Source organism: Dysosmobacter sp., from assembly GCF_052306735.1.
Taxonomy (GTDB): domain Bacteria; phylum Bacillota; class Clostridia; order Oscillospirales; family Oscillospiraceae; genus Oscillibacter.
Genome location: NZ_DAWBAJ010000058.1, coordinates 1 through 11517, shown reverse-complemented (window position 1 = coordinate 11517; position 11517 = coordinate 1). Strand labels below are relative to the sequence as shown.

Sequence of the window (11517 nt, the reverse complement as noted above, 5' to 3'; positions counted from 1 at the left end):
GATGTTCTCAGCGGTGGTGCCCATGTGATAGTTGTTGTAGGCGTCCCACAGGCCGTCCTTGATCATGGTGTCCACCAGCTTCTTGTCGCCCATGCGGGCGCCCCAGCGGGCATCCATGGAGGCGAAGGGAGCAGCGCTCATGTTCTCGGTACCGCCGCAGACCACGATGTCGGAATCACCGGCCAGGATGGAACGGGCGCCCTCGATGACGGACTTCATGCCGGAGCCGCAGACCATGCCCACGGTGTAGGCGGGAACGGAGTAGGGGATGCCAGCCTTGATGGAGACCTGCCGGGCAACGTTCTGGCCCTGGGCAGCGGTCAGGATGCAGCCGAACATGACCTCGTCCACCTGCTCGGGCTTCACGCCGGCACGGTTCAGGGCTTCCTTCACCACGATGGCGCCCATCTCAGCGGCGGGCGTGTTCTTCAGGCTGCCGCCGAAAGAGCCAATGGCGGTTCTGCAGCAATTCACGACATAAAGATCTTTCATGATGTTCCTCCGTTTTGTTTTTTTGTTTGATTGGCCGCGGCATGCGCCGCCGCCATTTTTGCCAAATAGGGAACCGGCAAGGAGTTCCGGGAGATTGTCAAGTTTGTGACATTATTGACAATTTTTTGACAAATCAGTGGATACTGCCTTGCTACACTTACGATTATAGGGGATCCCTCCCCCGCCGTCAATGCAAATTTCTCAGTTTTACGCAAATTTGTTAAATCTTTGACAAAACCACAGCGGTTTTCGTCATCTTGACGAAAACCGCTGTGAGAGGCTCACAACGCCTCCCGCTCCCGGCAAACGGCGTCGTAGAAAGCCGGAACCGACAGGGTTTCCAGCTTGGCGCCGGGCTCCGTGTCCGCCTCTCCGGCTGCCGTCAGGAGCCGGCTGTCAAAGCAGTCGGCCCGGATGGCGGCATCATCCACCTCCTGGCGCAGCAGCAGATAATAGCCCTCCTCGGTCTCCACCACGCCGCTCCGCTGGCCCACCGACAGGGCCCGCAAAGCCTCTTCCGCCGTCTGGGGCAGCGTACCGTCCCCGGCGGCAAAGGTACCGGGCTGGGCCGGGGCATCGTTTTCCGTCTGGGCCAGACGGGTGAACTCAGCCGCCCCGTCTGCCGCGCTGTTGATCTGGGAGAAGATGCTCTCTGCCCGGCTCTTTTTGTCAGCCAGGGCTTCGCTGTCCTCCGCCGCCACGCCCGCCGCGGATACCAGAATGCAGGAGGCCGCCAGATACTCCCGCCCGGCGGCAAACTCCGCCGTCTCCTCCGGCGTCACATAGAGGCCGCTGGATGCGTCACCGGAGCGTTCCAGCAGCTTGCGGTACAAACACGCATCCTCCGACAGGGCCTGGGCCTCCTCCCGGCCAAGTCCCATGCGCTCCAGGGCCTGGAGATACGCCTCCTCCCCACCGTACTCCGCTACTTTCTCCTGCCACTCCCCGTCCAGCTGTGCCTGGTCGTCCTCTGTCAGCGTCACGCCGTTTTCCTCCGCCAGGGTCTCCACGGTAGCGTAAAGGGCGGTATTTTCCAGGGCCTTGCGCCGGGCGTAATCCGCCAGGGGCTCTCCGGAGAGGGTCTGCTGCCAATCCAGGGTCCGGCCGGCGTCGTTCCAGGCAGTGCGGATCTGGTCGCACACGGCGGTGAGCCAGTAGAGGTACCGCCAAGCGGGCACCTCCCGGCCATCCACTGTCAGCAGCACCTCGTCGTCGGCAATGCCGGAAGCCCGGCTTAAAAGCCCGCCCGCTCCGGCATCGGTTTTCCCACAGGCGCTCAGCAGCAGCGGCAGGCATACAAGCAGAGCAAAAATGCGTCGTTTCATCATGTTCAGGCTCCTTTGCAGGTCGTCCCCCCATTCTATTCCACGGCTGTAAAAAATATGCGGCCCGGCTGAAGTGCCGGGCCGCATCTGTCTCTTTTATGGCTTTTCAGGATTCTTTCTGCTCCGACGCCAGCTTCAGATCCTCCACCAGGGTCAGTGCCGTCTCCAGCACGTCCTCGCCGGGCTTGAGCTTGAGGGTCAGGGAGGGATGCTCCCCGGCAGAGAGGGTCAGGCGGTACTTGTACTTGCCCAAGCCGCACACCGCCACCAGCGCCTCCGGACGGAACACTGCCAGGGTAAAGCGCAGAGAACTGCCCTTCTGGGAGATGTCGGACACGCCCGCCTTGGCGGCGGCAGCCCGCAGCAGCGCCACATCCAGCAGCGCCAGCACGGACTTGGGAGCCTCGCCGTAGCGGTCCATCATCTCGTCCAGCAGGTCGGAGGCATCCTCGTCGGTGCGGATGGCGGCAATGCGCCGGTAGAGGTCCATCCGCTGCTCCGGAGCAGGGACATACCGCTCCGGGATGTTGGCGTTGACGGTGAGGTCCGCCGCGCACTCCGTCTCGATCTTCTTCTGCTGACCCTGTTCCTCCAGCACCGCCTCCTCCAGGAGCTTGAGGTACAGGTCATAGCCCACGCTCATGAGGTAGCCGGACTGCTCGGGGCCCAGCAGGTTGCCCGCGCCCCGGATCTCCAGGTCCCGCATGGCGATCTTGAAGCCGGAGCCGAACTCCACATACTCCCGGATGGCCGCCAGACGCTTGGCCGCCGTCTCCTGGAGGACCTTGCCCCGGCGGTAGGTGAGGTAGGCGTAGGCCCGGCGGGAGCTGCGGCCGATGCGGCCCCGTAGCTGGTGGAGCTGGGCCAGGCCCATCTTGTCGGCGTCCTCGATAATGAGCGTGTTGACATTGGGAATGTCAATGCCGGTTTCGATGATGGTGGTACACACCAGAATGTCCGCCTCCCCGTCCACCATGGCCTCCATGACAGAGGAGAGCTCCTGTTCGCTCATCTTGCCGTGTCCCACCACGATGCGCACGTCCTCCCCCAGCATCTTCTGGAGCCGGGCGGCAGTGAGGTCGATGGACTCCACCCGGTTGTGGAGGTAGTAGATCTGGCCGCCCCGGGCCAGTTCCCGGCGCATGGCGTCCTCCAGCACCGCCCAGTCGTGCTCCATCACGTAGGTCTGCACCGGCTGGCGGTCGGCGGGGGGCTCCTCCAGGGTGGACATGTCCCGAAGGCCCGAGAGGGCCATGTTCAGCGTCCGGGGAATGGGGGTAGCCGACAAAGTCAGCACATCTACCTGGCGGCTCATCTCCTTGAGCCGCTCCTTGTGGGTGACGCCGAAGCGCTGCTCCTCGTCGATGATGAGGAGCCCCAGGTCCTTGAACTCCACGCTCTTTTGCAGCAGCTTGTGGGTCCCGATGAGAAGATCCACGCCGCCGGTGCGGGCCAGGCCCAAAATCCGCCGGGCCTCCCCGGGGGAGGTGAAGCGGGAGAGCACCTCAATCTTCACCGGGAAGTCCCGGAACCGGCTGCAGGCGGTGGCGTAGTGCTGCTGGGCCAGGACGGTGGTGGGCACCAGGATGGCCGCCTGTTTGCCGTCCAGCACGCACTTCATCACCGCCCGGAGGGCCACCTCCGTCTTGCCGTAGCCCACGTCGCCGCACAGCAGCCGGTCCATGGGCCGGGGCTTTTCCATGTCCGCCTTGATCTCGGCGATGCACTTGAGCTGATCCTCCGTCTCCGCATAGGGGAAGGACTCCTCAAACTCCCGCTGCCAGGGGGAGTCCGGAGAGAAGGCGAAGCCCGGCTGGCGCTGGCGCTGGGCGTAGAGGGCGATGAGTCCCTTGGCCAAATCCTTGACGGCCTTGCGGGCCCGGGTCTTCTGCTTGGCCCACTCGGTACCGCCCAGTTTGTTGAGCTTCTGCCGGCCCTCCTCTTCCCCGCCGCCGATGTATTTGCTGACCATGTCCAGCTGGGTGGCGGGCACGTAAAGGCAGTCTCCTCCGGCGTAGTCGATCTTGATATAGTCCTTCTCCACGCCGTCCACCGGCAGGCGCTGAATGCCCACGAACCGGCCTACACCGTGGTGGACATGGACCACCAGATCCCCCGGCGTCAGGTCCGTGTAGGACTGGAGCTTTTGGCGGTTGGAGTCCTTCTTGAGCCGGGTGCGCCGCCGCACGCCGGCGGCGGTGAGCTGGCCCTCCGTCATGACGGCCAGGTGGAGCTGGGGCCACTCGCTGCCGGCGGAGAGGGCACCCAAACTCACCCGCACCTCTCCGGGGCCCGGCAGGGCGGTGCCCCGCAGGTCCGGCACTGCAGGGATGTCCCGCTGGCGCAGCATATGCAGCAGATTCTCCGCCCGGGCCTCGCTGCCGCAGAGCACCAGGGTACCGCTGCCGCTGGTGCGGTAATGCTCCAGATCCGCCACCGCCGTCTCCAGGCTGCCGCCGTAAGAGGAGAGCTGCTTGGCGGTAATGGCGCTGATGCTCCGGGGCCGCAGGGGCAGCCGGGAGGTGGGCAGGGCATCCGCCATGATGACGGGAAATTCCTCCAGGGCGGCGTACAGCTCCTCCGGAGCCAGGCACACCCGGGCGTACTCCCCCGCCAGCTCTCCGGCCTCCATCAAAGCCTCCGCGTCCTGTTTGGTCTGGGTCAGGGCCCCCCGGGCCCGCTCGTCCACCCGGCCGCTCTCGCACAAAAACACCACCGCGTCGGCGGGCAGATAGTCCACGCCGGTGGTCATCTCCGGGTACACGGCGGCCAGATACCGGTCCAATCCTCCCACGGTGCCGGTATTCTCCAGCTGCTCCGCGTCCCGCCGCAGGGCGGCAGCAAGTTTGGGGTTCTTCTTCTCGGCCTTGCCCGCCTGACGACGCAGGGTCTGGGCCAGGCCCACCGTACCGCCGGGGGCGCTGTGGGGCAGGACCTCCGCCGCCGGCAGCAGCAGCGCCGTCTCCACGTTTTCCGTCCGGCGCTGGGTACCGGGGTCAAAGGCCCCCATGGAGTCGATCTCATCGTCAAAGAACTCGCAGCGGACCGGCCGCTCCATCAGGGGGGAGAACACGTCCAGAATGCCGCCCCGCAGAGCGAACTGGCCTACACCCTCCACCTGGTCACAGCGGGTGTAGCCTGCGTTCACCAGGCGCTCCGTCAGGGCCTGCAGATCCACCTGCTGCCCCATCCGCAGCTCCATGGCCAGGGAGGCCAGCAGCCGGGGGGGCAGCGTCCGGGCCATGAGGGCGTCCACCGTGGTCACCACGGTTTTGGCTGCCCCCTCTCCGGAGAGGGCGTAGAGGGCCGCCAAACGGCTGCGCTCCCACTCCCGGGAGGCAATGGCGCCGGGGCGGAACTGCCACTCCCGGGCCAGAAGCACCACCGGCTCTGCCCCGGTCAGGATCCCCAGGTCTGCCGCCAGGGTCCGGGCCTCCCGCTCATCGCCGCAGACAAAGACGCCGGGGCGGCCCGCTCCCAGAGCCACCGCCGCCCCCACACAGGCCCGGTGCACCGGCTGGAGGCCGGTGACTGCCGCCGGGCAGCCGCCCTCCTCCACCCGTCCGATAAGCTCCGCCACCTCCGGGATGGTATTGAGTTTTCGCAAGAACTGTTCCATAGGGGCGCCTTTCTCTGTAAAAATATGGAAATTATGGACATGGGCAAACCCCCGCCGTCCCGCATGGACGGGGGGCTCACCCTGTATTTATGGGATTTGAGAGGACACTATGCCTCAGTTGAAGTCGTTTTGAGCCTTCTGCACACCGTGCTCCAGAATGCACGCGGCCGCCTGGATGGCCCGTTCAAAGGACTCCAGCAGTGTCTTGCGGTCCGCCTGGGAGGGCACGCCGATGACCCAGTCGATCATATCGCCCCCCTCACCGGGGGCGCCGGTGCCGATCTTGATGCGTGGGAAATCCTGGGTACCCAGGTGGGAGATGATGTTTTTGATGCCGTTGTGGCCGCCGGCGGAGCCGGTAGGCCGCACCCGGATCTTCCCCACCGGGAGGGACACGTCGTCATAGATCACCAGCACCCGCTCCGGGGGCAGTTTATAGAACTGCACCGCCTCCCGCACGGCCTCGCCGGAGAGGTTCATATAGGTCTGGGGCTTCATCACCAGGCACTTGCACCCGGCGAAGGAGAGGATATTGTAGGCGGACTTGAACTTCACCTTGTTGAGCTTCACACCCTTCTGCTCCGCCAGCAGGTCCACGGTGAGAAAGCCCATGTTGTGCCGGGTGTTGGCGTACTTCTGGCCCGGATTGCCCAGGCCCACGATCAGCCAGTCCACCGCGGCGGATTTGCTTCCAAACATATGGTGCTCCTTATCAAATATAGGGGTCATCCGAATCCTGGCGGTCGTCAGCAGCTCTGCTTCCGGCTTTCCAACGGCCGCAAAGGCGGGAGGACAAGCTTTCCCGCCGCAGCAAAACGCTGCGGCGCATTTTCCATCCCTGCGGTCTGGAAAAATTGATTGCACGTGAAAGAAACCCCTCCTGGGTTTCTTCCACACCATCTTCCTTCCCGTTGTCGAAGCTTCCATCGGCTCTATCCAACGGCCGCAAAGGCGGGAAAGCAAGCTTTCCCGCCTTATATGGTGCTATCTTCTTTTTTCCGCGGGACAGGTCTCAGCGGAACAGCTTGGAGATGGAGATCTCCTGATAGATGCGCTCAATGGCCTCGGCAAACATGGGGGCCACAGGCAGATACTTGATCTTGCTGCTCTTGGCCGGGTCGATGGCGGGGATGGTATCCAGCAGGGCCAGCTCCGTGATGACGCTGTTGTTGACCCGGTCAATGGCGGGGCCGGAGAGGACGCCGTGGGAAGCGCAGGCGTGGACGCTCTTGGCGCCGCCCACTTCGATGAGGGCCTGCGCGGCATTGCAGAGAGATCCGCCGGTATCCACCATGTCGTCAAAGAGGATGCAGTCCTTGCCCCGGACGTCGCCGATGACGTTCATGACCTCGCAGCTGTTGGCCTTCTGACGGCGCTTGTCCACGATGGCCAGATTCATGTGCAGCTTCTGGGCGAAGGCGCGGGCACGGGCCACGGAGCCCACGTCGGGAGAGACCACCATCATGTTCTCGCAGTCCGCACCGAACTTCTTGGCATAGTAATCCACAAAGATGGGGTTTCCGGCCAGATTGTCCACGGGGATATCAAAGAAGCCCTGGATCTGGGAGGCGTGGAGGTCCATGGTCAGCACACGGTCGGCACCGGCAGCGGTGAGCATGTTGGCCACCAGCTTGGCGGTAATGGGATCGCGGGCCTTGGCCTTGCGGTCCTGACGGGCATAGCCGTAATAGGGGATCACGGCGGTGATCCGGCCGGCGGAGGCGCGCTTGAGCGCGTCGATCATGATGAGCAGCTCCATGAGGTTGTTGTTGACGGGGGTGCAGGTGGACTGGACCACGAACACATCGCTGCCGCGGACGGTCTCGTACAAAGAGACGAAGATCTCGCCGTCGGAGAAGGTTCCGACTTCCGCCTCGCCCAGCTTGGTACCCATCAGCTTGCAGATCTCATCCGCCAGCTTGGGGTTCGCGTTGCCTGTGAAAATTTTAATATCCTTGCCGTGAGAAATCATCTTTCAACGCCTTCTTTCTCTGTTCTATCAGTATTTTCCTGAATTTTCTCTTCTATGCTTCTCTATGATCGTCTCCGGATCACTTCTGGTGCATCTTGCGCCGGCGGGCCGCCCAGCCCTCCTTGTTCTCCTGACGCACCCGGCCCACTGTCAGGGCATCGGGAGGCACGTCTTTCGTCACCGTGGTACCGGCGGCGATATAGGCGCCCCGGCCCACCGTCACCGGGGGAACCAGGTTGGTGTTGCAGCCCACGAACACGTCGTCCTCAATAACAGTGCGGTGCTTTTTGAAGCCGTCGTAGTTGGAGGTGATGGTGCCGCAGCCGAAGTTCACCCGCTCGCCCACGTCGGCGTCGCCCACATAGGTCAGGTGGCTCATTTTGGTGCCTGCGCCCAGTACGCAGTTTTTCAGCTGCACGAATGCGCCCACATGGCACTTCTCGCCCACGGTGCAGTTCGGACGAATATGCGCGTAGGGGCCCACATCTGCGCCGGCACCAATGGTGCTCTCATAGGTCTGGGAGGCGTTGATGACCACGCCGTCGCCCACGGTGCAGCAGTCCACCAGGGCGTTGGGCCCGATGGTGCAGCCGCAGCCGATGCGGCTCTCGCCCCGCAAAATGGTGCCGGGCAGGATCACGGTGCCCGTCCCGATGGTGACCCGGGGATCGATATAGACGCTGCCCGGGTCCATGATCCGCACGCCGGCGGCGCTGTGGCGCCGGATAACCCGGGGCCGCATCAGCTGCTCCATCTCGTCCAGGTTCTCCCGGCGGTTCACCGGCAGCCAGCCGCCTACCAGCTCCGCCCCCTGGACGGCGTTGGTCAGGCGCTCCCGCCAGGTGCTGCGCAGCTCCCGGCCGGGAGCCGCATAAGCGAAACCAGGACCGGCCTCAGCCGCAGGCAGGGCCGCCCAGCGGAACACCAGGGTGGTCTCATCGGTATCCAGGAAGGAAAGCAGCTCCTGGTGCTGCTCGGAAACCATGACTTCCGCGTCTGCCGGGAAGCAGTCCCGGGCCTCCTGGGCGAACCGCGGACCGCAAACAGCAAAAAACCGCTGCACGCCATCGGACCGCAACTTTTCACTCATCCAGCTCAGGATCGGGCAAAACAAAACGGTTTCCAGCATCAGCGGTTTGGAATACGCCGGGACGGAAGCATCCTCTTCCAGAAAAAACACGGCGCGCTGCGGACAATCCATTGGAATATCCTCCTTGCAATGGTGATAGGTAATTACATTATAGCAAAGATATGTGGAAAATCCACCCCCTGGGCAAAATTTATCTAAAAATTTCCCCCAAGAACATGCGATCTTTCCGCTCTTTTTTTGTAAATGGCGGCTGTGGAATGCAAAATACGCAAAAATTTGTCTGTTTTTCGGCATTTCGCAGAAAATCCAAAGCGTCTGTGGTTATTTTTCCTGAAAATCAGCTTTTCCACGCACTTTACGGTTGAATTTGTGCAGGTAAAGGATTACAATGGGTTTCGCTTGTAACATATTTAATGGATAAAGGGGAATTTTCTGTTCATGCTCAATATCGTACTGGTGGAGCCGGAGATTCCGCAGAACTGCGGCAACATCGCCCGGACCTGCGCCGCCACCGGCTCCCGGCTGCACCTGGTCCGTCCCCTGGGCTTCGACATCTCGGAAAAGGCCGTGCGCCGGGCGGGACTGGACTACTGGCACCTGGTGGAGGTTTCGGATTACGAGAATCTGGAGGATCTTTTCACCCGCCACCCGGAGGCCGCTGCCGATCTGTGGCTCACCACCACCAAGGCTCCCCGCTCCTATCAGGAGGCTGTCTTCATGCCGGACAGCTGGCTCTTTTTCGGCAAGGAGACCGCGGGTCTTCCCCAGGACTTCCGGGAGCGGTTCCGGGAACGGTGCATCCGCCTTCCCATGGTGTCCGAAGCCCGGAGCCTGAACCTGTCCAACACCGTGGCAGTGTGCGTCTATGAGGCACTGCGCCAGACGGGCTTTCCGGGGCTGAAGGCCACCGGTGAGATGGCATTGTAAACCTTTTGTGACCCTGTCCGGACAGGGAGTGTCCGGACTGCTTATTCTATCATCAACCACCAACACCACAAACGGAGGAACTCATATGAATTATAATAAGAAGACCGTACGGGACGTGGACGTCCGGGGCAAGAAGGTCTTGCTGCGCTGCGACTTCAACGTGCCCCTGGCCAAGGACGGCAGCGGCGTCATCACCGACGACAAGCGCATCCGGGCCGCCCTGCCCACCATCCAGTACCTGCTGGATCAGAACGCCGCCGTCATCGCCTGCTCCCACCTGGGCAAGCCCAAGAACGGCCCCGATCCGGCCCTGAGCCTCAAGCCCGTGGCCAAGCGCCTGAGCGAGCTGCTGGGAAAGCCCGTCATCATGGCCGAGGATGTGGTGGGCCCCGACGCCCAGGCCAAGGCCGCCGCCCTGAAGCCCGGTGAGATCATGCTGCTGGAGAACACCCGCTTTGAAAAGGGTGAGACCAAGAACGACCCCGAGCTGGCCCGCGCCATGGCCTCTATGGCGGAGATCTACGTCTCCGACGCCTTCGGCGCCGTGCATCGTGCCCACGCCTCCACCGCCGGAGTGGCGGACTACCTGCCCGCCGTGTCCGGCTTCCTGATCCAGAAGGAGCTGGAGGTCATCGGCGGCGCCCTGAAGAGTCCCAAGCGGCCCCTGGTGGCCATTCTGGGCGGCAGCAAGGTCTCCTCCAAGATCGGCGTCATCAACAACCTCCTGGAGATCGCCGATACCATCATCATCGGCGGCGGCATGGCCTACACCTTCTCCGCCGCCCAGGGCGGCAAGGTGGGCGACAGCCTGCTGGAAGCCGACTGGGAGAGCTATGCCAATGAGATGGTGGAAAAGGCAGCCGCCAAGGGCGTCAAGCTGCTGCTCCCGGTGGACACCGTCTGCGCCGACGCCTTCGCCCCCGACGCCAAGAGCCAGGTGGTCAAGGCCGGCGAGATCCCCGACGGCTGGCAGGGCCTGGACATCGGCCCCGAGACTGTGAAGCTCTACTGCGACGCCGTGAAGGACGCCGGCACCGTCATCTGGAACGGCCCCATGGGCGTTTTTGAGTTCCCTGCCTTCGCCAAGGGCACTGAGGCTGTGGCCGAGGCTCTGAGCAAGACGAATGCCATCACCATCATCGGCGGCGGCGACAGCGCGGCTGCCGTGCAGCAGCTGGGCTATGCCGACAAGATGACCCACATCTCCACTGGTGGCGGCGCCAGCCTGGAGTTCATGGAGGGCAAAGAGCTCCCCGGCGTGGCCTGCCTGCTGGATCAGTAAGGCCCATCTGAGCGTTCTGCCTGCGGCCATATGTTGCGTGGGGCGGAAGGCCGTGCCCCAAGGAGCGGTACCTCCCTGGCAAAGTTCCCGTTTTTATCCCGCAAAAAGAGTCAAAACTCTTGACAAAATACCGATTTTCGGCTATAAAGTAATAGTTTGCGTTACCGGGAAGTAGTTTTGGAGCCTCAGGCCCCGGCAGATGCCCGGAACGCGTCAGTTCGTGAATCCGTCCGTGCTTTCCGCGGGCCAACGATACAGACATAAAGGAGTAATGATAATCATGAACCGCAGATATCGCAAGACCGTCATCGCCGGCAACTGGAAGATGAACATGACTGCCACCGAGACCAAGAAGTTCGCCGAGGATATGAAGAAGATCATGCCCCGGGTCAAGTGGTGCGAGACGCTGATCTGCGTCCCCGCCTGCAACATCTCCACCGCCATCAAGGCTTTCAAGGACCTGCGCATCTCCGTGGGCGCTGAGAACGTCTACTTTGAGGAGAAGGGCGCCTACACCGGCGAGGTCTCCGCCGACATGCTCAAGGACCTGGGCGTCAAGTACGTCATCGTGGGCCACAGCGAGCGGCGGCAGTATTTCTGCGAGACCGACACCACTGTCAACAAGAAGGTGCACGCCGTCCTCAATGCCGGCATGAATCCCATCATCTGCGTGGGCGAGTCCCTGGAGCAGCGGGAGACCGGCATCACCAACGAGTGGATCGCCCTGCAGGTCAAGAGCGCCCTCAACGGCGTGCCCGCCGACAAGCTGCGCCGCTGCATCATCGCCTATGAGCCCATCTGGGCCATCGG

At 62.9% G+C, this 11517-nt stretch carries 8 protein-coding genes and 1 pseudogene; 3 read left to right on the top strand and 6 right to left on the bottom strand.

The features are described from left to right. The 6 genes and pseudogenes from ACT67G_RS10965 to ACT67G_RS10940 form a co-directional block, all read right to left on the bottom strand. Positions 1-492: pseudogene (locus ACT67G_RS10965) on the bottom strand (acetyl-CoA C-acyltransferase); the annotation flags it as partial. A gap of 281 nt (positions 493-773) precedes the next feature. Further along, a complete protein-coding gene (locus ACT67G_RS10960) occupies positions 774-1817 on the bottom strand; it encodes a peptidylprolyl isomerase (protein ID WP_443664260.1) in 1044 nt (347 codons plus the stop codon). 106 nt (positions 1818-1923) lie between these two features. After that, positions 1924-5436, bottom strand: coding sequence for a transcription-repair coupling factor (gene mfd / locus ACT67G_RS10955; protein WP_443664259.1), 3513 nt, complete (start codon positions 5434-5436; stop codon positions 1924-1926). Positions 5437-5550: 114 nt separating this feature from the next. After that, positions 5551-6135, bottom strand: a complete 585-nt coding sequence (gene pth / locus ACT67G_RS10950; protein WP_443664258.1) for an aminoacyl-tRNA hydrolase — start codon at positions 6133-6135, stop codon at positions 5551-5553. Positions 6136-6448: 313 nt separating this feature from the next. Beyond that, positions 6449-7408 (bottom strand): ribose-phosphate pyrophosphokinase, encoded by a 960-nt coding sequence (locus ACT67G_RS10945; protein WP_325246834.1) that lies wholly within the window; start codon positions 7406-7408, stop codon positions 6449-6451. A gap of 79 nt (positions 7409-7487) precedes the next feature. Beyond that, positions 7488-8609: a DapH/DapD/GlmU-related protein gene (locus ACT67G_RS10940; RefSeq protein WP_325246832.1), complete on the bottom strand. Its 1122-nt coding sequence runs from the start codon at positions 8607-8609 to the stop codon at positions 7488-7490. A 327-nt stretch (positions 8610-8936) separates the two neighbouring features. On the opposite strand from ACT67G_RS10940, the gene ACT67G_RS10935 reads away from it, so the two are divergent. The 3 genes from ACT67G_RS10935 to ACT67G_RS10925 form a co-directional block, all read left to right on the top strand. Next, complete coding sequence (locus ACT67G_RS10935) at positions 8937-9425, top strand: tRNA (cytidine(34)-2'-O)-methyltransferase (RefSeq protein WP_443664257.1); 489 nt, start codon at positions 8937-8939, stop codon at positions 9423-9425. 85 nt (positions 9426-9510) lie between these two features. Further along, a complete protein-coding gene (locus ACT67G_RS10930; protein WP_443664256.1) occupies positions 9511-10707 on the top strand; it encodes a phosphoglycerate kinase in 1197 nt (398 codons plus the stop codon). 280 nt (positions 10708-10987) lie between these two features. Further along, on the top strand, positions 10988-11517 hold a 530-nt coding region (locus ACT67G_RS10925), incomplete at its 3' end, for a triose-phosphate isomerase family protein (RefSeq protein WP_443664255.1).